The following is a 22,421-nucleotide window of genomic DNA, read 5'->3' on the forward strand; positions in this document are numbered from 1 at the left end:
CATCGAAAAAGGGTGCCATCAATCCAATGATTGATGGCACCCTTTTTGATTTCGAAGGTAAATTAGACCGAGAGGACGATCTTTCCGCGGCCATGGCCGGATTCGATCTCCCGGTGGGCTTCCCGGGCCTGATCCAGCGGCAGCACTTTGCGGATATGGATGTCGACCTTTCCTTCGTTATAGATACGGACAAGCTCGGCAAGGCGTTCTTTGCTTCGCGTGCCGATCAGCTGCCGGATGCCGAGCGTTTGGGCCTGAACACTGGGGACCATCGCTACAATTCGGCTGAGGTCCTGGACCAGGTCCACGGATGCCTGCAGGGCGAGGTCATCCGCGCCGCCGGCATGCAAGGCGGCGTCCACTCCCGCGGGAGCGATGGCGCGTACGCGGGCGGCAAGCCCAACCCCGTAGCCGAGCGGAATGGCGCCCAAACGCCGGAGATGATCGTGATTGGCCTCGCTGGCCGTGCCGATCACCCTGCCGGCGCCCCAGGCCAGCGCGAGCTGCACGGCAAAGGTGCCCAGCCCGCCGGCCGCCCCGTGGATCAGCACGGTATCCCCGGGCTGAATCCGGATCTCTTCCAGCGCCATATGGGCGCCCTGTCCGTTGCCGGTAAAACCTCCGGCGGTCTCCCAAGGCATGGCCGCCGGTTTGCGGACCAACTGGTCGCTGCTGACGACGACATATTCGGCATATCCGCCAAACATCGTAAAGCCGATCACTTCGTCCCCGCGGACGAATTCGCTGACGCCGTCCCCCACCTCGTCGATGATCCCGGCAAATTCATTGCCGGGGATGATCGGAAAAGGGTGGGACTGCGCGTACGGAACGCTTCCGCTGCGGACCTTGGCGTCGATTGGCATGACGCCTGCCGTTTGGACGCGTACCCGGACGGTTCCCGGTCCGGCGGACGGGACGGGCAGCTCGGTCAGCTGGAGCACATCGGGCGGCCCCAGGCGGTTAAACGTTATGGCTTTCATTGAAATCACTCCTTGACTTATCCTGAATTGTAGATCCCATTGATTTCCTTTTCAGGTTATTTTATAATCAGGCTGCGATAAACGGAAATATATATTTAATTATGATTCTATATATTCAAGTATATAGAAAACGGAGGGAGAGCTATGGAGCTGCTGCAGCTTCAATATTTCAGGACGGTGGCCAGGCTGGAGCATATGACAAAAGCGTCGCAGGAGCTTAGGATCGCCCAGCCTGCGCTCAGCAAGACGATTTCCCGGCTGGAGGAGGATATCGGTGTTCCGCTGTTTGACAGGCAAGCGGGTAGAATTCGACTGAATTCCTATGGGAAGGCGTTTCTGACAAAAGCTGAGGAAGCGCTCCGCCTGCTGGAGGAAGGAAAGCGGGAGGTGGCGGATCTTGCCGGGCTGGAGCGCGGGAGCATCCGTCTGGTCACGGCGACGCTGGAGCGGATGACGGGGCCGATCACCGAATTTATATCGGCTCATCCGGAAGTGAACTTTCAAATTTCCCAGGCTCCCATTGAGCAGATGAGCGAATTTCTTACCTCGGGTGAGGCCGATCTCGGCTTTACGCCGCTGCCGCTGGACCAAGCGGGATATGCCTATAAGGCGGTGCTGAGCGAGGAATTGTACTTGGCCGTGCCTTCGGCGCATCCGCTTGCCGGCCGCCGTCAGGTTACTTTGAAAGAAGCGGCGGCGGAGCCCTTTATCGGATACCGGGAGGACTTTGTTTTCCAGCAAATCAATGACGGCTTCTTTGAGCAGGCCGGAGCGGCTCCCCGCTACATTTGCCGGGTCGATGAACCGCCGGCGATCCTAAGCCTCGTACGCGCGGGCGTCGGGGTGGCGCTGTCCGGCTGCAAAAAAGGAGATAAAGAAATACCCGGTGTCACTCTAGTGCCCGTGTCCGATCAAGCGTGCCGGCGCCAATATTACCTCGTATGGAGCGAGCAGCGTTATTTGTCGGCCGCCGCATGCGAATTTAGGGACCACGTGGCCGCATATTTTGCGGAGTAGGCGTGGCCTAGGAAAAGTAATTACAGCCGCTGTACTTGCCAGCAAGCAGGAGATGTCTGCAATCTTTGCCGGACGGAAATCAAATAATAAGGAGCAAAAGGAGGCTTGTGGATTTGGTGGATTTTGAATGGTACCGCAGCTTCTGTGCGATTTATAAGCATCTTTCGCTGTCGGAAGCCGCCAAGAGCCGCATCATGACACAGCCGGCGATGAGCCAGCATCTGGCCGCGCTGGAGGCGGAAGTGGGCGAAGCATTGTTTATTCGAACGTCCAGAAAAATCTTGCCGACGGAGCGGGGGAAAGAGTTGTATTCCCGGGTTGCTCCCTTGATCGAATCGCTGGAATCGACAACGCATGATTTTAAATCGGCATCTTTGCCTTCGATGGCGGTGACGAAGATCGGGACAGCCCATGAATTTTTTAAAGAAAAGATACTTCCCGCACTTCGAGAGTTCCCTACCTGTACGGTAACCCGTTTCGGGACAGCCGATGTCCTGTTGGACCAATTGAAGGATGAACAGCTGGATATTGTCATCACGCCAAAAAAATACCCGATTCCAGGCATTGGATTTACGAAATCCATGGTCGAGGAATTTGTCATCGTTGCGCCAGCGGCCTTGGACGTTCCGGAAGTGCGGAATCCGGAAGAAGCCGAACGGTGGCTTTCCGCGCAGCCCTGGCTCAGTTACGGCCTGGAGTTGCCGATCATCCGCCGGATCTGGCGGGAGCATTTTCATAAACGCCCGCTGATCCGACCCATTCATGTCATCCCCAATCTGCATATGATTCTGAGCGCGGTCGCGAGTGGGGCAGGAATCAGCGTGGTGCCCACGTATATGCTAACGCATGAGCCTGAATCACCGGGCTATCGAATACTGTGGGAAGAATTAAAAGTAAGCAACGATATTTTCTTGGCTTACCAGCTAAAGCATAAACATGTGCCTCACATTCAGGAAACGTTGTCCCTTCTGCAAGGGGTTGTTTGAGCGCCGCTTTCAAGTGGATGTTCCCTCTTCTATTGATAAATAAATTTATGATGTATTAGATAATTCATAATTTGTTTTCTGGATAAGTCCGTGTTTACAATGGAATAAACAATCCTTGACCAGCCGTATAGCACGGGGATTTAGGACTGTGATCGTGCCCGGGTTCAGCCCGTTCGCAGGATCTGGTACGCAAAAGGAATCCAGAGAGATGGGGGAGAGTTGATGAAGATTTTTATCACAGGAGCATCTGGTTATATAGGCGGATCCGTAAGCAAGACGTTTGTAGATCAAGGGCATACCGTCTACGGTTTGGTCCGAAATCCGGACAAGATGGAGCCACTCCGGCAGCTCGGTATTGAACCGGTGCTGGGCACGCTGGACGACGCACAGCTGCTGACAGACTATGCCCAAGCTAGCGATGCGGTCGTGCATACGGCCGACTCGGACCATCATTTTGCGGTTGAAACTTTGATCGCGTCTTTGCGTGGCACCGGCAAGGCGTTCATTCACACCTCCGGTTCCAGCGTGGTGGGAGACGACGCCAGAGGAGATCATCTCAGCAGCCATATTTACGATGAGGAAACGCCCTTTGTCCCGATGGACATCCGGGCCGACCGTGTGAACATTAACAAGCGGGTTCGCCGGGCCGGCGTAGATGAAGATGTAAGAAGCATTGTTATCGTCCCGTCCATGATCTATGGAGATGCGCTTGGGCTCCCGGTCGAAAGTGATCAGCTGCCGCAAATCATCCGCAAATCCCGGGAATGGGGAGCGGGCGTACATGTCGGCAAGGGTGTGAACCGTTGGTCTAATGTGCATATCAGAGATTTGGCGCAGCTCTATGTGCTTGCACTGGAAAAGGCTCCGTCGGCCTCCTATTTCTACGCTTCAGACGGGGAGGAATCCTACGGGGATATTGCCCGGGCGGTGAGTGACGCTTTAGGTTTCCGCGGCAAAACAATCAGCTGGCCGGCAGAAGAGGCGATAGCGGAGCTGGGAGACTGGGCGCGGTTCGCTATTGCCTCCAACAGCCGGGTGCGTTCGGTTCATGCCCGGAATTTGTTAGGCTGGCAGCCCAAGGAAGAGGGACTTCTCAGCTGGATTCGGCATCATTTGAAATGAGGAAAGGCGTTGATTTTTTAATATTTCACCTCATTAACGCGTTACCTTGTGATCTTGCATCCCTTCCACCGATTGTAATACAATGCTTTTAAATTTTAGTTCGAGCTAATTCATAGGTCACAAGCTGTGAAGGAAAGAGTAAGCGGAGAAAGCTCCTGCCAGGGACGGTATGCCGATAGACTGGAAGCATCCGAGGGACACTGCCCGCCGAAGTTCATTCCTGAGCCGGTATTTTGATTCCCTGCATGAGGAATGCAGGACGTAGGAATACCCGTTTCCCTTGCGTTAAAAGGTTCAAGTGAGATGTGCAGCCTACACGTGTGCATGTCTAATAAGGGTGGTACCACGACTCCTCGTCCCTTGGCGGACAGGGGTCTTTTTTGTTTGATTTTTATTTTTTTTAACACTAGGTGAGGAGAGATGAGAGATGAGTCAAGGGCGCTTGGAAGAACTGCGCAATCAATTGGATGAGGTGAATCTTCAGCTGCTGTCGCTGCTGTCCGAACGGGCACGGATCGCACAGGAGCTTGGTGTAGAGAAGGAAAAACAGGGTGTGCCGAAGTTTGATCCGGTCCGTGAAAAGGAAATGCTCGAGAAGCTCGTGGCCAGCAACGAAGGACCGTTCGACCATGAGACGGTTCGGCATCTGTTCAAGCAAATTTTTCAAGCGACGCTGACACTGCAGCAGGTCGATCATAAGAAGCATCTGCTCGTCAGCCGCAAGAAAAAGGCGGAGGATACCGTCATTCAGCTGGGCGATGTGACGATCGGCGGCGGCAAGCCGGTCATGATCGCAGGACCATGCTCGGTTGAGAGCTATGAGCAGGTCCGCACCGTGGCGGCCGCTTTGAAGGAAGCGGGCATCACGGTGATGCGCGGCGGCGCCTTCAAGCCGAGAACCTCGCCTTATGATTTCCAGGGGCTTGGCATCGAAGGCCTGAAAATTCTGAAGGAAGTGGCGAGCGAATTCGGGCTGAAGACGATCAGCGAAATCGTGGATCCGGCTCATATCGAGCTGGCGTGCGATTACATCGACGTCATCCAGATCGGGGCGAGAAACATGCAGAACTTCGAGCTGCTGAAGGCGGCTGGCGACGTCCGGACGCCGATACTGCTCAAGCGCGGGCTGGCAGCGACCATCGACGAATTCGTACACGCGGCCGAGTACATTTTATCCCGGGGCAACACGCAGATCATACTGATTGAGCGGGGCATCCGCACGTACGAAAAAGCGACGCGCAACACGCTCGACATCTCGGCCGTACCGATTCTGAAGCAGGAAACGCATTTGCCGGTACTGGTCGACGTGACCCATTCCACCGGCCGCAAAGACATCATGGCTCCTTGTGCCAAAGCGGCTCTGGCCGCCGGCGCCGACGGCGTGATGGTCGAGGTGCATCCGGATCCGGCTACGGCGTTGTCCGACGCAGCCCAGCAGTTCAACATTCCGCAGTTCCAGGAATTCTACAACCAGGTTAAAGGTTCGGGACTGCTGTAAGCACCGGAACTTTGCCTGAATAAATGACGTTAGCAAGGCACAATAAAAGCCGGGTCTCCTCTAGAGCTGCATGAGAGGGGATCCGGTTTTTTAGATATTGCAGTCTGTCTGCGATGAGTTTAGAACGATAGGCATTTCTTTATAAAAAATGGCTCGTTTCCACAAAGCTTTTTTCCAACGGGGACATCTCATATCCCGCTCGGGTCACCAAATATTTGTCCACATAGCGGAACGGCTCGGGCAGCTGGGCAAACGCCGAAAATCCGTGCTGCATCACGATGTTTTTGGAAATCAAGGAGATGCCCATTCCAAGAGAGGTCAGCTGAAGGAGGGTGTCCAGAATCCCCACTTCGGTGCTTTCTCCTTTTTCCAGGCCAAGCTCGGCGTAAAGCCGCTCCAGAATCGCAGCGTACAAGCAGTCTCGGGTTAAAATGATCCAGTTCTCCCCGTGGAGGGCGCATTCCAGGCTTTGTCCGTCGGCGAACTTTTTGCCGATGAGCACCATCTCCTCCGTACCCAGTTTTTTGTAACTCAGCTGCGGCGAATCGGTTCTGCCGATCGTAAAGGCCAAATCGATGTTTCCTTGGAGCAATTCGTGCTCCATCGACTGCGTCGTTCCGGTCTTTAGCGTGACTGACAGATCGGCGTGATTTTCATATAAACGGGTCAGTGCATCCGTGAGCTCTTTGCCAAAGACGGATTGCATGGTGCCGATCCGCAGCTTCATCTCCCTATCGCTCATATCCAGCTCGGTTTCTTCCCATAGAACAAGCATTTTTTTATATTGGCGGTAGAGCTTCCGCCCCTCCGACGTCAGCTCCATGCCTTTGGCACTCCGGATGAAAAGCTGCTGTCCGTAATGGGCTTCGATTTTTTTGATCTTGGCCGTCATGTTGGACTGGAGATGGTTCAGCTTGACGGCAGCGGCCGACAGGCTTTTAAGCTCGGCAACGCTGACAAAGGCTTTCATATTATCGATATCCATGTCGACCTCCCAGGTATCAAAAATGATGATGACTCTATTGATAACATGCATTATTCATGATGTCTTAATCCCAGTATACTGGAACCGTAAAGAATCATAAAGGCAGGAGGAGAAGAGAAATGGAGACAAGCGGTTCTGAAAAAATACGCACCGGGATCATTGGAGGGTCGTTAAACAATCAGTGGGCCAGCAAAACACACATTCCGGCTTTGACGCGAAGCGCAAGCCATGAAATTACAGCCATTGCCACCTCGAATATGGCTAGCGCCCGGGAAAGCGCGGCCAAGCTGGGTGTCGCCCAGGCTTTCGACGACTATCGTGAACTGGTGCAGTCCGGGAATGTGGATTTGGTGGTCGTCAGCGTCAAGGTTCCCCATCATTACGAAATGATCAAGGAGGCCATCGCCGCGGGGAAACATGTGTACAGCGAATGGCCCCTTACCGTCACGCCGGAAGAGGCGGAGGAATTGGCGGAGATGGCTTCCGTTCAAGGAATTCATCATGCCGTTGGCCTCCAGGCGAGACAGTCGCCTGCGCTGCTGGATGCGAAAAACCGCATCACTCGCGGAGACATCGGCCGGGTGTTATCCGCCAGCATGTCGGTGTCTACGCCGGGCAAGGGAGGGTACACGGAACGGAACAACATTTATCTGCTTCAGGAGAAGTATGGAGCAACCCTGCTGGCGATTAACGGGGGACACTCGCTCGACGCGTTTAGCTTTGTGTTGGGTGAGCTGAAAGAAGTCAGCGCAACCATGCATAGCAATTATTCGGAGGCCAGGGTACTGGGAACCGGGGAGACGGTACCCAAAGATACAGCCGACCAGATTATGGTTCATGGCACGCTCGAGAACGGCGCGTCGGTATCAATCCATATTCAAGGCGGGACCTATCCCAAATTTGAATTGGATATTCAAGGGGAGAAAGGGGTCATCCGCATTTCCCAGCCCCAGTCGCAAGGGCATGTTCAGTTTGGTGGACTGGTGGTCGAGCAGGCGCTGTACCCGTCAGGACATATCGAGGGTTACGGAGATCAGGAGCCGTTTCAAAAGGTGTACGACGAGACCGAAGAACCTTCAGTCATCGTGAATCACGTGATGAAGGCGCATCAGGTCATGGCAGAGGACATTCGTCTAGGGACGTTTCAGGCCCCCGATTTTTACGAAGCTGCCCGCCTGCACCGGCTGCTGGAAACGATCCGGCAGTCTGCCTTAACCGGCAAACGGCTGAGCGTAAACTAATCGGAACAAGCATGGCGGTGTGGCAGGACGGAGACCGAAAAAACGGCGGCAGCGAGGACAGAAAAAAGGTCCTGGGCTGCTGCCTTTTTTTGAACCAATCGTGTTTGTGGGACTTCATGAAGCAGCGCTGCTTGTCTCATCGGATTCGGCGGTTTGCCCGTTTTCGCAGCTGTGGAAAATAGTTCATCTCCTCGATGGAAATGGGCTTTGCTTCTATTTGCTTAAGGTCTGCTAAGTCATCTTCTAAACTGTCTTCTAATCCGGCTTCGAAACGGTCTTGTAATCGGTCTTCCAAACCGCCGTCCGGGTTTTGGTCCGAATATTCCCCGCTTGGGTACCCATCTTCCAGTCTAACGTCAATGAAATCAACGAGCTGCTGAAGTGAGGAGATTTGCTCGACGATCTGTTCACGGTGGTTTTTTAAAGTCTGGGTCAGCTCAATATATTCGGCGGGATCAGGGTTACCGGATGCCTTCAGGAAAGGCCTCATGGCCTCCAGGGAAATCCCCGTTTTTTTCAGGCAGGATATTAATTTGATCGTATGGATATCCTTCCGGCGGTAGACGCGATGCCCATTGTCCTTTCTGTCCGGCGGAGGGAGCAGCTTGATTTTTTCATAATAACGGATCGTGTCCTCGGAAAGTCCAGTCAGCTCCGCGGTTTGCTTGATCGTGAACGTTTGCTCGGTCATCATCCTGCACCTCCTGTAATGGAAACTTAACTGCATTATATATCTTAGAGCCGGCTCCAAGTCAAACGGGGTCGGCTTACTTTTTATTCATACGACGGCTCTTCATCAGGGGCCTTGACTTCGATTCGACTCCAACTTTTACAATGTGCTCTATCAGGGAGACATATCCCTGACATATGAAGGAGGAGACGCACATGAACCCTAAATATCAGCCTATAATGGAGCCTTATCGTTTCAAAAATGGCGTCGAAGTCAAGAACAGAGTCGTTCTTGCGCCCATGACGATTTCTTATTCCCGGCAAGATGGTACGATATCGGATGATGTCATCCCGTATTATGAAAGCCGTTCGAACGGTGTTGGAATGGCGGTCACGGGAAGCGCGATCGTCACATCGAGCGGAAAGGTATTCGGAGGGGAGATCGCGGCGGACCATGACGATCGGATCCCAAGCTTGCAGCGCCTGGCTGCAGCGATGAAGAAACGCGGGGCCAAAGCCATTTTGCAAATCTTTCATGGAGGACGCGAAGCTCTACCGGAGGCGGTATCAAACGGTGATATCGTAAGTGCGAGCGCGATTGCAAAGGAAGGCCAGAGCGTGATCCCCCGGGCGCTTGAAGAGCAGGAAATTTTAGAGATCATCCGCGCGTTCGGCGCCAGCACCCGGAGGGCGATCGAGGCGGGTTTCGACGGGGTAGAGATTCACGGGGCAAATCGGTTTCTGATCCAACAATTTTTTTCGCCATACACCAACCGGCGCGATGATCGTTGGGGAGGAGATCTAGACAAGCGTATGGCGTTTCCGCTTGCTGTGGTCGATGAAGTGAACAGAGTAGTGGCTGAACATGCTAAACGGCCGTTTCTTGTAGGATACCGGTTTTCACCGGAAGAAGAAATGACGCCTGGCATTACGATGGCGGATACACTAAAACTGGTGGATGCCCTCGCCAATAAAAACCTGGACTATTTGCATGTTTCTTTAATGGACTTCTGGTCTAAGCCTAGACGTGGAGTAGAGGACAATCGCTCCAGGATGGAGATGATTGATGAGCTCGCCGGGCCAAGAGTTCCCGTGATCGGTGTAGGATCGATCCGCACACCTGATGAGGCGCTTAGAGCGCTGCAATCGGGAGTCCCGCTTATAGCACTGGGACGTGAGCTGATTATCGACCCGGACTGGGTTGAAAAGGTGACGCAAGGCAGGGAAAACGAAATCCGCACAGAGATCACATTAAACGATCAAGAAAAACTGGGGATTGCCGATCCGTTATGGCACAAAATCGTCAATACGCCAGGATGGTTCCCGATCGCAGGCCAGGGTGTAACCGGCTAAAACGGGATTATGGTTATGCGAAAAGCGCGCCTAAGGCGCGCTTTTCTGCTATGACGCTAATCATCCAGCCACAGAACATTTCGGTGAAGTCGAAGTCATTATAGGGGACCCCGAGAAGCCAATTCATAAGCTTAACTTTGGGTACACCCTCCTGTTTTTATGCAAAATAATGCCCTTTTTCGAGATCGGCGATTAGTCCGGGCTGAACCGGTTTCCAGTCCAGAAGCTCCCGTGTTGCTTGACTCGCCTGCGCAGTGTTGAACACGCCTGCGATGTCGAATGCCGCAATGGGGCCAAGAAAGCCGAAATGGGCGGCAGCTTCTTCAGGTGTAATGCTGACCGTCGGCACGTTCAATTGCCGCCCGATGACCTCTGCGATCTCGCGGAACGGAATGCCTACATCGCCGGCGGCAAGCAACTGTGAACCCGCCGGGGCGGATTCCAGCGCCAGTCGGTACAGAACCGCCGCATCCAGGCGGTGAACCGCCGGCCAGCGGTTCGATCCGTCGCCGATGTAGGCGGAGAACCCCTTCTCCCGGGCGATGTTGATCAGCTTCGGCACGAATGCCCTATCTCCTTCGCCGTGCACGGTCGGTGCAAGCGTGACGATGGATGCCCGAATACCCCGCTCTGCCATGGCGAGCACTGCATCGTCCACGGTATGTCCATTTTCATGAGGGTGACCTGTGGTAATGAACGGCTTCCCGGAGCTTTCGAGCGCCGCTCCAATGGCTTGGACAGCCCGCAAATCCAGAGCCAGCGCACCTTCAAAGTTGGAAAAATCGTTGGTGGGTGAACTGAACGCCAGATGAATCACACCGTCCGCAGCCGCGGCGGCGCTGCTTAGAGTATCGAGATCGTCCAGCGTGCCGTACAGCGCTTCAGCTCCCGCCGCCTTTAATCCTGCAGCTTTCTCCTCAGAACGACAAAGACCCGTTACGGTATGTCCCGCGCCGATCAGTTCCCGGACGACCGCAGAACCGACAAACCCTGTTGCTCCTGTAACAAAAACATGCATGATGATATCCTCCTTCATAGGTTGACTGTTTGATCGTGTTAAGCATAAACTATGAAGCGAACTCTAGGGCAAGCGGTCCAAAGGAGAAATGATGATGAGAATTCAGGAATTGGCGGACAAGATGGGATTAACGATCCATACGATCCGCTTTTATGAAAAGGAAGGCTTGCTGGATGATCGGCATGTCCGGAGAGAAAGCAACAATTACCGAAACTATTCTGAAGAGGCTGTCGAGCGGTTGGGGCTCATCAAGAAGTTCCAGTCCATCGGCTGTTCGCTGGCCGAACTGAAGGAAGCTTTGCAGGAATGCGACACCAATATGAGTACCAATCTAGAGATTATAGATTGGATTCGCGGTAAGAAAAAGGAGATCGAAAGCAAGAGGGAAGAATACGATCAAATGCTGGACACCCTTAACAAGATGCTGGAGTACAAGACTCTGCTCATGGACGATCCGCAAAAAGCTCAAGAGATTCAGAGGACTTGGTATACTGGCTCATCCGTAAATAAAAAGCGCGCCCCGGGCGCACTTTTCTGATGTTTATCTGGAAACCAACCGATTCGCAACCATGTTGGTGCTTGCTATTTTGTTGAGACGCTGAGTTCATGTCAGAGTAATACAGTCAGCCCAGCATGCCGATCAGAACAATGCCGCCAAAAATAACGACGGAGCACAGCATCCGCCGCAATCCCTGCTGCTCCTTCAGAAGCAGGACGCCGAGGAAAGTGGCGAAGATGGTGCCGATTTCACGCAGCGGGCTGATATGGGCCATCGGTGCCTGGGACATGGCAAACAGGAACAGCAGATAGGAGCCCGGGTTTAAAACCGCCCCAAGCAGCAGCGGAGTTTTGTTGGCCTTCCATTCCTCAACAATCTTTCCGGAGGCGATCACGGCCGGGGTCAGGCCGAGCACAAATCCGATGTTGGTCACCTCCAGCAGCGCGATCGGAGAGACATGCTCTAAATTCAGCTTGTCGACGAAAACGTAGCAGGTGGTACACAGCCCGACGCACAAAGCCATAAGCACGGGCTTCAAGCCTTGGGCCTGCTGCCCGCCGCTGCGGCTGTTGGAGCCAATGCCGCTCAGCACGGCGAATCCGCCGAGCATGCAGAGGATGCCGAGCCAGCCGAAGACGGACAGCGATTCGTTCAGAAATAGGACGCCGATCACAGGGACGAGCAGCGTGCTGGTGCCCCGCATGATCGGATAGATTTGCGACAGGTCGCCCAGCTCATAGGTTTTCGACAAGAGCCAGGAATAGACGGCCTGAAGAAGCATCGACAGCAGCAGCAGGCCGTAGGAAGCGGCGTTCATCGGATTTTTCCAGAGCTCGGTGATCAGCACCGGCAGCAGTAGAATGGTCGCGACCATCATGATAGACCACAGAAAGACGCTTTTGCTGCGGCTTCGCTTGGTGAACATGCTCCATACGGCATGAGCCATGCCTGATGCAATCACTAGGACAATCGGTAATAACAAAATGAGTCAGCCCCTTGGTTGTTTAGTTGGTTCCTTGGGTATCGGGTTCATGAATCGGCTGTTCCAGAGCGGCGGACCCGTCCTCCAGCCGGAGCCAGGTATCGAAGTCCTTCTCGCCAAGGGACAGGCGGATGACGCGGGCACCCCGCATAAATCCTTCTTTGCCGTATGTGTTGCAGCCGGTGGCCCGCCCGTAACTCAGGCGGATCCCGTGCAGCGTTCCGCTGTAATCGTTGATATGATCGTGTCCGCAGAACGTGCCGATGACGTCGCCCATTTCGACCAGTGCCGCAAACAGTCCGGAGTTGACCGGAGGGCTGCAGACCCGTTCGTATTTATGTCCATAGCAGACTTGGGTGTCCCATACTTCCTGATATTCGGGAATCGGGATATGGAAGAATGCCAGCGCAGGCAGCTTCTCCGCCTGCCCGCTCGGGTTCAGCCTGGCGGATTCGGCGGCGAGCCAGTTGATTTGGTCCCGCTGGATCCAGTTGTACCCGGGAACCTGCTCGAGGCTCGAATAATCCCCGGAATCGAGGAAATACAGGTTGGCGGCTGGACGCCCTTCCGCGTCAACCAACTCCAGCGTGTAATTGCCCGACCCGCTCAAGTCCGCCGGACCAGGCTCTGTTACCGTGTGCCGGTGCTCCAGCACGGTCTGCATCAGTTCGTCCCGGCTGATCCGGTTTTCCGTATCATGATTGCCGAAGACGACCGCCCACGGGATGCCGCTTTCTTCCATGGCAGCGACCGCATCCCGGAAGGCTTCCCGGGGATGCTCGCATTCTTTATTTCCCGGGGACACGGGTCCGGTATAAATGACGTCTCCGGTGATAACAACCAAATCCGGTTTCTCTGCATCCATGACCCGTTCCATGATCTCACGTGTGCGCTGGTCCTCAGGTCTGCCGTCCATCCAATGCAAATCGGTAAACTGTACAATCGTAAAGGTGCCGTCCTTTCGAAAAGACAAGCTCTTGCTCATCTCACGTGTCCCCCTCGTCATTTTACGTTGATTTAACAAACCACACATATCAATGTTGTATTGTGTGTGTTTATGTGGTTTTAGTTGATTTTAGTCCTGGCCAAGGCTGCTGTCAATTGATTTTTTCGAAGTTTGACATTCCTCTCGATCGCCAACTACACTTATAAGAAACAACAACAAAACACATGTAAGCGATGAAAACCACATGTGTCCAATACTAAGCCTTTGGTATAAAGGAGGGTTTCGATATGTCCTTAACCTATGAGGAGCGGCGGGAGACCATTCTCGGCCAATTGGGGATGGAAGGGAAAGTCCGCGTGCACGTGCTGGCGGAGATGTTTGGCGTTTCGACAGAGACGATCCGCAGGGACCTCGACCGCCTGGAGAAGGAAGGCAAGCTTCGGAAAGTTTACGGCGGCGCGGTCCGGGTCCGTTCCGGCTTCACGGAGCCGACGTTTACGAACCGTTCCCTGATGCACCGGAGCGAAAAGCAGGAGATCGGCAAACTGGCGGCGTCCCTGATTGAAGACGGGGAGACAGTGCTGCTAGACAATGGCACAACGACACTGGAAATTATGCGGAATGTGATGGAGCGCCCTCAAGTCACGGTCATCACCAACTCCGTGCCGATATTAAACCTTGCCCTCGAGGGGTTCCGGGGGAAAATCGTGTTTGCTGGGGGCGAAATCAATCCGGAGCATCAGGCGGCTACGGGGATGATCAGTCATGAGCTGCTCGATCGCTTCAAGGTGAATAAGGCGTTTATTTCCGCAGGGGGCATATCGCTGACCGACGGGATCACCGATTATCATCTGGAAGAAGCGCTGCTGTCCCGCAAAATGATCGAGCGAACGGAAGAGGCTATTCTCGTCGCGGACCATTCCAAGTTCGGGGTCACCACCTTCGCCCAGATCGCGCCGCTTACGCAGATCTCGATGGTCGTCACCGATGCGGGCTGCTCCAGGGAATGGATCGACGCCCTGAAGCAGCTGGATATTGAAATCATTTCGGGAGAGGCCCGGCTTTAAGAGGACTCTAAGTGGCGGGTTCCTCCGCGGAACTGCCTTTAAATAAAGGGGCGATCCGGTCGATGCGGTTCGTCCAGATACCGCCGCTGTAGTGGGCAGGCAGCCGCTTTATGTCTTCGGGGCTGTCAAAGCCCGATGAGAAATCGCTGCCGTCGCCGCCCACGACGATGACCCGCGTGTCAGCCTTGTCCATCCGGTTCAGGAAGCGGTTTGGCCATCCCCACAGGAGCGGGGCGATTTTCTCGGGAATATGCAGCTCCGTATGCTTGCAGGCTGAAGGCATATACCCCGTCCATCCCGCGGCCAGATACGGAATCAGGCAGCGCTTCATCGTAGCGATGGACATGACGCGGGCTTCGGGAAGCTTTGCTTTGAGAGCCGCAACCGGCTCATCCCCGCCATAGAAGGCGAGCTGCTTCAGCCGCTGTTCGGGCAGCGCCGACATCGCATCCGCCAGCCGGGTGCCTTCCTTTGGATCACTGCTTTTCATATGAATCAGAAAAGACCGGTCCGGAAATTGCTTCAGCACCTCATCCAGCGTAGGCATAAGCCCGACGCCTTTTCCACGGAACGGATACGTTTGTCCGCCGTCGGCGGTATAACCGTAGCCGATATCAACCTTTTTCAGCTCGGCCATCGTGTAATCCGTCGTCATCCCTTTCACATTGGTGCGGCAGTCCAGTGTCCAGTCATGGAACACGGCGATCTGATCGTCTTTTGTCAGCTTGATATCGAGTTCCACCATATCGGCACCGGCCTGAAATGCGGCTTCCATGGACGGAAGCGTATTTTCCAGATAGGGGTGCTCGGGGGGATAAATTCGTTCCGCGGTACAGGTGTCGTTCGTGATTCCCTCCATCGTGAAGGTTTGGGCCAATCCGCGATGGGCGAGCAGAAAAGGGGAACCATCCCGGGGCTTGGCCAGCAGGGAGGTGTTATTCAGATAAATAAAAACAAGCAATAGTGCCAAAATCATAAAGGTTTTGCTTCGTACGATCCGCTTCAGCCGTTTCACCTTCCGATTCCCTCCCACACGGCATTCAGCTGCCGTTCAATCGACCCGTATATCCCGTCTTCATTCATCTTGGAGGACAGCGTGATCAGCGTTTGGAAGAACAGCCCGACCACCACTCCTGCGCTTAGCTCGGGGTCTGTCAGCCGCTGCTGCGGGTCTTGTTCTCCGGCATCCAACATCACCCGGCGCAGTGCATTTTTGAAATTCGAAATGTTGGTTAATTCGCTGCCTGATACGATTTCAGCTTTGATCGTTTCCATCAAGGTCAGCCGCAGAAGCTCCTCATGCTGCATATAGATGTGCAGCAGGTCGCGCAGGATTCGCAAAACGCGCTGCTTCAAGGGACCATCCTGATGACGCGCGACGATGTCGTCCATCAGGCCGGCGTACGAATCGGCTACATACAGAAGCACATGCTCTTTTTTGGGGAAATAGTTAAAAAAGGTTCCTTTCGCGATTCCGCACGCGGCGGCAATCTCCTCCACGGTGACGTTGTCGTAGCCCTTTTCCTTAAACATTTGAATGGCATTGCGGGTAATGTTTTCCCGGGTGCTCTTCTTCTTCTGGTCTCTCAGCAAACCGTTCACCTCATTATTAAAAAAATGACCTTGGTCATAAATGACTGTGGTCATTATATGGTATAAACCGGCTTATGCGCAAGTCCATGCGCATATAAACTGCCCTTTTGGCGCATGGTAATAAAAAAGAACGATTTTCTGTAAGGCAGTTGATAGTTTTAAAGCACCCGAACCTGTTTATTACTTACATGAAAAACAATCCAAATGAGGAAAGGAGGTCAGGGATATGGGGAAATTTGCCGTTAAATTGGTGGCTCATTTGGTTGTGATCACGGCGATGCTGTTGGTACTCTCTACGGCAACGATCTGGGGGGCATTGGCCACGGCGCTGGCGATCGGCGTCATTTCCTATTTGGTCGGCGACCTGCTGATTCTCCGCGCTTCCCAGAACAATATCGTTTCCACGCTGTGCGATGCTGTTCTGGTTTTTCTCATGCTTTGGGCGGTGCGTGCATCGAATCTGTGGTCCTTGTCTTATACGGATATGCTGGTTATCACCATCGTGGCAGGGATTTTCGAATACTTCTACCACATGTGGCTGCTGAGCGATGACCGTTCGGCCAGAAGACAGCGGGCCTAATGCCGCATTTCACGTTATCTTTGATTTAAAATGAATAGATGAAACGATGAAACCAGAAGACCCTCTGCCAACAGGCAGAGGGTCTTCTTTTAGCGGTTCTGCTTCAGCTCGGCAAGCCCGACCAAGAACATGAGGACGCCGATAAGAAGCGGGGAGAGCAGGGTGCAGTTCAGCAGCGTCTCGTATTCGCCGGTCAAATTCGTATTGTGAAAAAATATATTCCTGAAGAAGAAGTAACCCATCGGCGCACTGAAAAAAATGAACACAAACGATAATGCGAACCATGCCGTCGACCTATTCACAGATGTATCATCCCTTCCTGTATCTATTCTCCTTTTTACCATTCTTTACATAGATTGTCATCCAAAATATGCACATCGTCTTGGAAGGAGCCGAAAGAAAGCCGATAAATGCAGTGCTGGAAATCGATAGTATTCATTTTTGCACAAACCGGACTTCCAGGAATTGAACTGTCATTCGCAGCAGGGCCATAGGTATAATCGAGTCACAAGGAACGACATATTTCGTCAATGACAGGAGGGATGCCGGAATGCTTGATGAACGCAGTACCGAAATACTGAAACTGCTGGTGCAGACGGACGATTACGTGACGCTGGATGAACTGACGCAGAGGCTCGGCATCTCCCGAAGAACCGTGTATTACGATATGAACAAAATCAATGACTGGCTGGAGACTTTGGAGCTGCCCCCTGTCGAGTACGTGCGCACGGCCGGTTATTCTCTGCCGGAGGCCAGCCGCCGGGGGATCCCGGACACGGCAGGGGCAGAGAGTTCTGCGGCCCAGCAGTATTATTTGTCCCAGCGAGAGCGGCTTGCCTGGATCGCGATCCGGCTGCTCACGGCAAAGAGTCCCGTCTTCATCCACCGACTAACCGAGTTGCTCCAAGTCAGCCGGGGGACGGTGTTGAAGGATTTGAATGCGGTCCGCGCGCAGCTGGAGACGGCCGGCCTTGAGGTGGTGTATGACCGGAAGCGGGGCTACGAAGTGCACGGCGAAGAGGCGAGGATCAGGAGAGAGCTGACCCGCTGCTGCGATCAGCTTGCCGGCAGCGTCAGCTGGGAGCAGGCGGTCAGCCGTACGGGCTACTGGGGAGAGCAGGATCCGCTGCGGGACATCATGCCGGAGAATACGGACGAAGGCATCCGGCGTCAGATCCACCGGCTGATCGCGGCCAGCGAGCGGATGCTGAACGTGGAGCTCACCGATGAGATGCTCTTTCATTTGACTACCCGATTTTTGCTGTTTATCCGCCGGATCCAGTCCGGCCGGGTGATCCGCGTGGATGAGGATGAGCGGGAGGTGCTTCGGCAGACGCCCGAATATGACGCGGCTTCCCGAATTGCGGACGGCCTTGGCCGCTTGTTCGGCAGTCCGGTACCGGAAGAAGAAAACGCTTACCTTACGATGCATCTGCTTGGGGCAAGGGCGAACCGGATGGAGCAGCTGACAGGCTCGGATGAAATTATCGGACGCTTGCGGGACGCGGCCCGGGAGATGACGGATGCGTTCCAGCGCAGCGCCTGCGTCTGGCTAGGCGGCCGGGAAGCCGTGGAGGAGGACCTGCTGGTTCACCTGAAGCCGGCGTATTACCGGATCATATACGGTTTGGAGCTGGTCAATCCTCTTATGGAGGACATCCGCAGTAAATACGGCGATTTATTTGAGCTCACCCGGCGCTCGGCATATGCCTTCGAGGAGCTGGTCGGCCGGAAGCTGAGCGACGTCGAGATCAGCTATCTGGCCATGCATTTCGGCGGATGGCTGCGTCGGGAGGAAGTGGAGCCGGCAGCCCGGCGGAAGGCGGCGATCGTCTGCGTGAACGGGATCTCGGCATCGAGAATGCTGAAGGCCCAGCTGGAGGGGCTTTTCTCCACTCTGGACATTATCGCGATGCTTTCCCTGCGGGAATACGAGCAGTTCCAGGAGCGGGTCGATTTAATTTTCTCAACAGTCCCGCTGCCGGACAGCAAAGTGCCCGTTTATGTCGTCCATTCGATCCTCAGCGACAAGGACAAAGAGAATCTGCTCGGCAGGGTGAACAAGGCAGGCGGCAGAGGCCAAAGGACACAGGCGAGCTCGGTGCAGGCACTGCTTGATATCGTTCGTAAGCACGCGGACGTGACCGACGAAGCGGGCCTCGCCGACGAGCTCGGCCGCTATCTGTCCGGCGGCCGGAGCAAAGTATGGCTGGGCGAGCGGCCCAAGCCTTCTCTGGCCGAGCTGCTGCCCGCGCCGATGATCCGCCTGCAGCGGGAGAGTGCGAGCTGGCGCGAAGCGATCCGGGAAGCAGCCCAGCCGCTGCTGGCGGAAGAATACATCGACGAAGGCTACATCGACGCCATGATCGGCAAAGTGGAGTCCCTTGGCCCATACATTGTGGTCGCACCCGGAATCGCCATCGCGCACGGCCGGCCAGAGGATGGCGTGAAGCGGCTGGGGATGAGCCTTCTGCAATTAGAGAGGCCCGTGGCTTTTTCCGGGGAAGCGCGCCACCAGGTGAAGGTCGTTCTGGTGCTGGCAGCCATCGACGGAGAGTCGCATCTAAAGGCATTATCAGAGCTGACGGGCATGCTGAAGGACGCAGCCGGCCTGAACCGGCTGAAGGAGGCGCATACGAAGGAGCAGATACTGAAGCAGATCGGGACGGCTTCAAGTTCCGACTAAACTATCCGAACGGGAGAGATGAACATGAAATTTCTTGAACCTCCGCTCATTGCGCTGGATGCGGAAGCGGCATCCGCCGAGGAGGCAATCCGGCTGGCAGGTGCGCTGCTGACGGAGGCGGGTGCTGCGGAAGCACGCTACGCCGACGCAATGGTAGATTCCTACCGGGAGAGGGGCCCGTATTTCGTCCTTGCCCCGAGTATTGCCCTGCCGCACGCCCGGGCGCAGGACGGCGTGATTGAGGCCGCGGTGTCTTTTGTCCGGCTGAAGGAACCGGTCGTCTTCGGCCACAGCGCGAACGATCCGGTGCAGCTGGTATTCGCTCTTGGCGGGTCCGACAGCGGCGAGCATATCGCCCTGCTGCGCCAGCTGACGACGCTGCTGAGCAGTCCGGCGCATCTGGAACAGTTCAAACAGGCGGCCGATGTGGAAGCTATCCAACAAATTATTAGGGGGAATGAGCAATGAAAGTATTATGCGTATGCGGTTTGGGACAAGGAACGAGTCTGATTCTACGGATGAACGTGGAAAATGTGCTGAGTGCGATGGGCGTCAGCGCCGACGTGGAGCATACGGATGTCTCCACGGCTTCGGGTACGGCGGCCGACTATATTATCACTAGCCAAGAGCTGGCGCAAAGCCTGGAGGGCCATTCCGCCCGGATCATCGTCGTCAATAACTACTTCGACAATGACGAAATCAAGCAAAAGCTGGAGGAAGCCTTGTAAGCCCTATCTTGACCTAACCGAGGAGGTGTCCATCCATGGACGTGCTTTATTGGATCGCAACCAATATTTTCGGAACACCTGCTATACTGCTCGGCTTCATCGTTCTGGTCGGCCTCATGCTTCAGAAAAAATCGACCAGCCAGCTGGTGAGCGGGACGTTCAAGGCGATCATCGGCTTCCTCATCATCGGAGCGGGTTCGGACGTCATCGTAAATGCGCTGAACGTGTTCGAACCGATGTGGAAGGAAGTGTTCGGCCTGAAGACCAGCTCGCTCGGCAGCTTCATGGGCCAGGAAGCCTTCAACGCCAAATTCGGCAGCGCCGTCACGCTGGCCATGCTGGTCGGCTTCCTGATCAACGTGGCGCTGGCCCGGTTTACCCGGTTCAAATACATTTATCTGACCGGACACATGATGTTCTGGACCTCGACGATCTTTGCGGGCGTCATCGTCCATGCGGCAGGCACCGGCGTTCCGGTATGGAAACTCGTGGTCGTCATCGCTGTCATTCTGGGCCTGTACTGGACCTTCCAGCCGGCCCTGGTCCAGCCGTTCCTGAGAAAGGTTACCGGGAACGACAACATCGCTCTGGGCCACACCTCAGCCTCCGTCGCCCTGCTGGCGGCGCTGCTGGGCAAGGTGCTCGGTAACAAAAAGAACGATTCCGAGAAGATCAAAGTACCGAAGGGATTCGAATTTCTACGTGACTCCAACGTCATTACGGCGCTCAGCATGGGCGTGCTGTTCCTGATCGGTGCGATCATTCTGTCGACCAAGGGAACCCCGGAGGCCGCTGCCCTGATCGCCAAGGCGGGAGACCAGAACTTTATCATTTATTCCATTATCCAATCATTTACGTTCGCCGGCGGTATTGCAATCGTGCTGATGGGGGTACGGATGTTTGTCGGTGAGCTCGTGCCGGCCTTTAACGGGATTGCGACCAAACTGGTTCCCGGGGCCAAGCCGGCACTGGATGCCCCGGTCGTGTATCCTTACGCGCCGAACGCCGTTGTGCTCGGTTTCCTCGGCGCCTTCGCCGGAGCCATCATCTGGCTGCTCGTGCTCGGCAGCACGGTGTCCTACATTTTTGTGCCGACGATGATCGTGCTGTTCTTCCACGGGGCGACGGCCGGCGTATTCGGCAACTCGACGGGCGGCGTGCGCGGAGCGGTAATCGGGGGCTTCGTAACATCGACGATCGTAGCCTGGGGGCAGTTTGTCATGGTAAGCTTCCTGATCTCTTCAACCGTGCCGGACACGGCCATGTGGGCCGCTGACTCGGATATGTTCATCATAGGTCCGATTTTGCACTTTATCGCCAAGCTGCTCTTTTAAAATGGAGATTTGAAACCGGCCAAACGGAAGACGGCGAGCGGTCGGAGCGCCGTCTTTCCTGGGCCATAGCGGGTCTTGTATGCAGCCGGATCTTACCAACGACACCAACCACTCACCAAGAATGGAGGAGGAACGATTATGGGCTTTATTCGCACACTTCACGGGGATATGGATCCGAAGGAGCTCGGGTTTACGTACTCCCATGAGCATATCGTATGCCGCCCGGCCTATTGGAAGGAGCGGGGGGAAGACGATCTGCTGCTGGACGACAAGGAGAAGTCGAAGCTGGACGTGCTGGATTTCAAACGGTACGGCGGGCAGTCGATCGTGGATGCAACGGCGGTCGACTATGGCCGGGATGTTCATGCCGTAGAGGAGATCGCCCGCGAGACGGGCATCCGGATCGTCGGGACGGCCGGATTCAACAAAAGCTTTTTGTGGGACGCGGGCATCAAGGAAGAGCTGAAGCCCCTTATCGGGCCCTATGATACTTACGCCCAGTGGATTGAGGCGAAGACGATCAACGAGCTGGCCGATTTCGTCATTCGCGAGGTCGAGGAAGGGCTGGAAGGGACGCCGTTCAAGGCAGGCCAGGTCAAGTTCGGAACGGGCTACAACCGGATCACGCCGCTGGAGGAAAAGACGCTGCGGGCCGTGGCAAGGGCGCATCACGAAACGAAAGCTCCCGTCCACTCCCATACGGAGGTCGGCACGATGGCGCTTGAACAAATTGAGCTCTTGAGAAGCGAAGGCGTAAACCTGTCTTATTTGAGCCTCGGACACATGGACCGGAATCCGGATCCGTATTACCACGAGCAGATCGCCGCAACCGGCGCATTTTTGAGCTTTGACGGCATCGGCAAGATCAAATACGCGCCTGAAAGCACGCGGATCGCATTGATTCTGAATCTCGTCCGCAAAGGGTACGAAGACCAAATCCTGATCAGCGGGGACACCGCCCGCAAAACCTACTACAAGCATTACGATCATGGACTGGGGCTGGAATATATCATTGCCAAATGGGTGCCCCGATTCATCGACGAGGCGGATCAAGCAGGGTTTGACGGCAAAAAGCTGATCGAGAAGTTTTTTGTCACCAACCCGGCCCGCTGCTTTACATTCAAAAAGTAAGGGGGC

At 54.9% G+C, this 22,421-nt stretch carries 23 protein-coding genes; 14 read left to right on the forward strand and 9 right to left on the reverse strand.

The window, feature by feature from the left end:
* Positions 1-62: 62 nt before the first annotated feature.
* Positions 63-980, reverse strand: a complete 918-nt coding sequence (locus ABID47_RS09405) for an NADP-dependent oxidoreductase (protein WP_354496141.1) — start codon at positions 978-980, stop codon at positions 63-65.
* A 144-nt stretch (positions 981-1,124) separates the two neighbouring features.
* Between ABID47_RS09405 and ABID47_RS09410 the strand changes: the two genes are divergently transcribed.
* The 4 genes from ABID47_RS09410 to ABID47_RS09425 all read left to right on the forward strand — a co-directional run bounded on the left by ABID47_RS09410 (position 1,125) and on the right by ABID47_RS09425 (position 5,603).
* Entirely contained in the window at positions 1,125-1,997 is an 873-nt protein-coding gene (locus tag ABID47_RS09410; protein ID WP_163878382.1) for a LysR family transcriptional regulator, read from the forward strand.
* A 116-nt stretch (positions 1,998-2,113) separates the two neighbouring features.
* On the forward strand, positions 2,114-2,983 hold the full coding sequence (locus ABID47_RS09415) for a LysR family transcriptional regulator (RefSeq protein WP_354496143.1): 870 nt from the start codon (positions 2,114-2,116) through the stop codon (positions 2,981-2,983).
* Positions 2,984-3,205: 222 nt separating this feature from the next.
* Positions 3,206-4,105 (forward strand): NAD-dependent epimerase/dehydratase family protein, encoded by a 900-nt coding sequence (locus ABID47_RS09420; protein WP_354496145.1) that lies wholly within the window; start codon positions 3,206-3,208, stop codon positions 4,103-4,105.
* Between the two features lie 427 nt (positions 4,106-4,532).
* The gene (locus ABID47_RS09425) at positions 4,533-5,603 is read left to right on the forward strand and encodes a bifunctional 3-deoxy-7-phosphoheptulonate synthase/chorismate mutase (RefSeq protein WP_354496147.1); all 1,071 of its coding nucleotides are present in this window, start codon (positions 4,533-4,535) and stop codon (positions 5,601-5,603) included.
* 139 nt (positions 5,604-5,742) lie between these two features.
* On the opposite strand, the gene ABID47_RS09430 is transcribed toward ABID47_RS09425, so the two are convergent.
* On the reverse strand, positions 5,743-6,588 hold the full coding sequence (locus ABID47_RS09430) for a LysR family transcriptional regulator (RefSeq protein ID WP_354496149.1): 846 nt from the start codon (positions 6,586-6,588) through the stop codon (positions 5,743-5,745).
* Positions 6,589-6,707: 119 nt separating this feature from the next.
* Between ABID47_RS09430 and ABID47_RS09435 the strand changes: the two genes are divergently transcribed.
* On the forward strand, positions 6,708-7,829 hold the full coding sequence (locus ABID47_RS09435; protein WP_354496151.1) for a Gfo/Idh/MocA family protein: 1,122 nt from the start codon (positions 6,708-6,710) through the stop codon (positions 7,827-7,829).
* 136 nt (positions 7,830-7,965) lie between these two features.
* On the opposite strand, the gene ABID47_RS09440 is transcribed toward ABID47_RS09435, so the two are convergent.
* Positions 7,966-8,523: a MerR family transcriptional regulator gene (locus ABID47_RS09440; protein ID WP_354496153.1), complete on the reverse strand. Its 558-nt coding sequence runs from the start codon at positions 8,521-8,523 to the stop codon at positions 7,966-7,968.
* Positions 8,524-8,714: 191 nt separating this feature from the next.
* Here ABID47_RS09440 and ABID47_RS09445 point away from each other — a divergent pair, with 191 nt between their 5' ends.
* A complete protein-coding gene (locus tag ABID47_RS09445; protein ID WP_354496155.1) occupies positions 8,715-9,851 on the forward strand; it encodes an NADH-dependent flavin oxidoreductase in 1,137 nt (378 codons plus the stop codon).
* Positions 9,852-10,008: 157 nt separating this feature from the next.
* Here the strand turns inward: ABID47_RS09445 and ABID47_RS09450 are convergent, their stop codons facing one another.
* Positions 10,009-10,869 (reverse strand): SDR family oxidoreductase, encoded by an 861-nt coding sequence (locus tag ABID47_RS09450; RefSeq protein WP_354496157.1) that lies wholly within the window; start codon positions 10,867-10,869, stop codon positions 10,009-10,011.
* A gap of 94 nt (positions 10,870-10,963) precedes the next feature.
* Here ABID47_RS09450 and ABID47_RS09455 point away from each other — a divergent pair, with 94 nt between their 5' ends.
* On the forward strand, positions 10,964-11,407 hold the full coding sequence (locus ABID47_RS09455; protein WP_240913246.1) for a MerR family transcriptional regulator: 444 nt from the start codon (positions 10,964-10,966) through the stop codon (positions 11,405-11,407).
* Positions 11,408-11,492: 85 nt separating this feature from the next.
* Here ABID47_RS09455 and ABID47_RS09460 read toward each other — a convergent pair whose 3' ends face one another.
* Both ABID47_RS09460 and ABID47_RS09465 read right to left on the reverse strand, forming a co-directional pair.
* Positions 11,493-12,350, reverse strand: coding sequence for a DMT family transporter (locus ABID47_RS09460; RefSeq protein WP_354496159.1), 858 nt, complete (start codon positions 12,348-12,350; stop codon positions 11,493-11,495).
* 22 nt (positions 12,351-12,372) lie between these two features.
* Positions 12,373-13,335 carry a metallophosphoesterase family protein gene (locus ABID47_RS09465; RefSeq protein ID WP_354496161.1) on the reverse strand — a complete coding sequence of 321 codons (963 nt, stop codon included), beginning with the start codon at positions 13,333-13,335 and terminating at the stop codon, positions 12,373-12,375.
* 248 nt (positions 13,336-13,583) lie between these two features.
* Between ABID47_RS09465 and ABID47_RS09470 the strand changes: the two genes are divergently transcribed.
* Positions 13,584-14,363 carry a DeoR/GlpR family DNA-binding transcription regulator gene (locus ABID47_RS09470; RefSeq protein ID WP_089545869.1) on the forward strand — a complete coding sequence of 260 codons (780 nt, stop codon included), beginning with the start codon at positions 13,584-13,586 and terminating at the stop codon, positions 14,361-14,363.
* Between the two features lie 7 nt (positions 14,364-14,370).
* Here the strand turns inward: ABID47_RS09470 and ABID47_RS09475 are convergent, their stop codons facing one another.
* Together ABID47_RS09475 and ABID47_RS09480 are read right to left on the reverse strand one after the other, a co-directional pair.
* Positions 14,371-15,339, reverse strand: coding sequence for a glycerophosphodiester phosphodiesterase family protein (locus ABID47_RS09475; protein WP_435530617.1), 969 nt, complete (start codon positions 15,337-15,339; stop codon positions 14,371-14,373).
* A gap of 35 nt (positions 15,340-15,374) precedes the next feature.
* Complete coding sequence (locus tag ABID47_RS09480) at positions 15,375-15,956, reverse strand: TetR/AcrR family transcriptional regulator (RefSeq protein WP_354496166.1); 582 nt, start codon at positions 15,954-15,956, stop codon at positions 15,375-15,377.
* A gap of 226 nt (positions 15,957-16,182) precedes the next feature.
* Here ABID47_RS09480 and ABID47_RS09485 point away from each other — a divergent pair, with 226 nt between their 5' ends.
* Positions 16,183-16,536, forward strand: coding sequence for a DUF2512 family protein (locus ABID47_RS09485; RefSeq protein WP_076170396.1), 354 nt, complete (start codon positions 16,183-16,185; stop codon positions 16,534-16,536).
* 89 nt (positions 16,537-16,625) lie between these two features.
* Here the strand turns inward: ABID47_RS09485 and ABID47_RS09490 are convergent, their stop codons facing one another.
* Positions 16,626-16,838, reverse strand: a complete 213-nt coding sequence (locus ABID47_RS09490; RefSeq protein WP_354496168.1) for a hypothetical protein — start codon at positions 16,836-16,838, stop codon at positions 16,626-16,628.
* Positions 16,839-17,086: 248 nt separating this feature from the next.
* Here ABID47_RS09490 and ABID47_RS09495 point away from each other — a divergent pair, with 248 nt between their 5' ends.
* The 5 genes from ABID47_RS09495 to ABID47_RS09515 all read left to right on the forward strand — a co-directional run bounded on the left by ABID47_RS09495 (position 17,087) and on the right by ABID47_RS09515 (position 22,415).
* Entirely contained in the window at positions 17,087-19,222 is a 2,136-nt protein-coding gene (locus ABID47_RS09495; RefSeq protein ID WP_354496170.1) for a BglG family transcription antiterminator, read from the forward strand.
* A gap of 24 nt (positions 19,223-19,246) precedes the next feature.
* Positions 19,247-19,690, forward strand: a complete 444-nt coding sequence (locus ABID47_RS09500; protein ID WP_076170394.1) for a PTS sugar transporter subunit IIA — start codon at positions 19,247-19,249, stop codon at positions 19,688-19,690.
* Entirely contained in the window at positions 19,687-19,950 is a 264-nt protein-coding gene (locus tag ABID47_RS09505; RefSeq protein ID WP_089545873.1) for a PTS sugar transporter subunit IIB, read from the forward strand. The genes ABID47_RS09500 and ABID47_RS09505 overlap by 4 nt, the downstream gene beginning before the upstream one ends.
* A 35-nt stretch (positions 19,951-19,985) precedes the next feature.
* A complete protein-coding gene (locus ABID47_RS09510; RefSeq protein ID WP_116232339.1) occupies positions 19,986-21,284 on the forward strand; it encodes a PTS ascorbate transporter subunit IIC in 1,299 nt (432 codons plus the stop codon).
* A gap of 138 nt (positions 21,285-21,422) precedes the next feature.
* A complete protein-coding gene (locus ABID47_RS09515; protein WP_354496173.1) occupies positions 21,423-22,415 on the forward strand; it encodes a phosphotriesterase family protein in 993 nt (330 codons plus the stop codon).
* The last annotated feature ends 6 nt before the right edge of the window (positions 22,416-22,421 follow it).

The organism is Paenibacillus favisporus (genome assembly GCF_040545415.1).
Lineage (GTDB): Bacteria > Bacillota > Bacilli > Paenibacillales > Paenibacillaceae > Paenibacillus_AQ > Paenibacillus_AQ favisporus.

What these genes read in the sequence shown, in the direction of transcription:
- ABID47_RS09485 (WP_076170396.1), top strand. Translation starts at nt 16,183, where the DNA reads ATGGGGAAATTTGCCGTTAAATTGGTGGCTCATTTGGTTGTGATCACG.
- ABID47_RS09450 (WP_354496157.1), bottom strand. Translation starts at nt 10,869, where the DNA reads ATGCATGTTTTTGTTACAGGAGCAACAGGGTTTGTCGGTTCTGCGGTC.
- ABID47_RS09505 (WP_089545873.1), top strand. Translation starts at nt 19,687, where the DNA reads ATGAAAGTATTATGCGTATGCGGTTTGGGACAAGGAACGAGTCTGATT.
- ABID47_RS09445 (WP_354496155.1), top strand. Translation starts at nt 8,715, where the DNA reads ATGAACCCTAAATATCAGCCTATAATGGAGCCTTATCGTTTCAAAAAT.
- ABID47_RS09455 (WP_240913246.1), top strand. Translation starts at nt 10,964, where the DNA reads ATGAGAATTCAGGAATTGGCGGACAAGATGGGATTAACGATCCATACG.
- ABID47_RS09495 (WP_354496170.1), top strand. Translation starts at nt 17,087, where the DNA reads ATGCTTGATGAACGCAGTACCGAAATACTGAAACTGCTGGTGCAGACG.
- ABID47_RS09475 (WP_435530617.1), bottom strand. Translation starts at nt 15,339, where the DNA reads ATGATTTTGGCACTATTGCTTGTTTTTATTTATCTGAATAACACCTCC.
- ABID47_RS09470 (WP_089545869.1), top strand. Translation starts at nt 13,584, where the DNA reads ATGTCCTTAACCTATGAGGAGCGGCGGGAGACCATTCTCGGCCAATTG.
- ABID47_RS09420 (WP_354496145.1), top strand. Translation starts at nt 3,206, where the DNA reads ATGAAGATTTTTATCACAGGAGCATCTGGTTATATAGGCGGATCCGTA.
- ABID47_RS09410 (WP_163878382.1), top strand. Translation starts at nt 1,125, where the DNA reads ATGGAGCTGCTGCAGCTTCAATATTTCAGGACGGTGGCCAGGCTGGAG.
- ABID47_RS09435 (WP_354496151.1), top strand. Translation starts at nt 6,708, where the DNA reads ATGGAGACAAGCGGTTCTGAAAAAATACGCACCGGGATCATTGGAGGG.
- ABID47_RS09430 (WP_354496149.1), bottom strand. Translation starts at nt 6,588, where the DNA reads ATGGATATCGATAATATGAAAGCCTTTGTCAGCGTTGCCGAGCTTAAA.
- ABID47_RS09510 (WP_116232339.1), top strand. Translation starts at nt 19,986, where the DNA reads ATGGACGTGCTTTATTGGATCGCAACCAATATTTTCGGAACACCTGCT.
- ABID47_RS09515 (WP_354496173.1), top strand. Translation starts at nt 21,423, where the DNA reads ATGGGCTTTATTCGCACACTTCACGGGGATATGGATCCGAAGGAGCTC.
- ABID47_RS09425 (WP_354496147.1), top strand. Translation starts at nt 4,533, where the DNA reads ATGAGTCAAGGGCGCTTGGAAGAACTGCGCAATCAATTGGATGAGGTG.
- ABID47_RS09500 (WP_076170394.1), top strand. Translation starts at nt 19,247, where the DNA reads ATGAAATTTCTTGAACCTCCGCTCATTGCGCTGGATGCGGAAGCGGCA.
- ABID47_RS09405 (WP_354496141.1), bottom strand. Translation starts at nt 980, where the DNA reads ATGAAAGCCATAACGTTTAACCGCCTGGGGCCGCCCGATGTGCTCCAG.
- ABID47_RS09440 (WP_354496153.1), bottom strand. Translation starts at nt 8,523, where the DNA reads ATGATGACCGAGCAAACGTTCACGATCAAGCAAACCGCGGAGCTGACT.
- ABID47_RS09465 (WP_354496161.1), bottom strand. Translation starts at nt 13,335, where the DNA reads ATGAGCAAGAGCTTGTCTTTTCGAAAGGACGGCACCTTTACGATTGTA.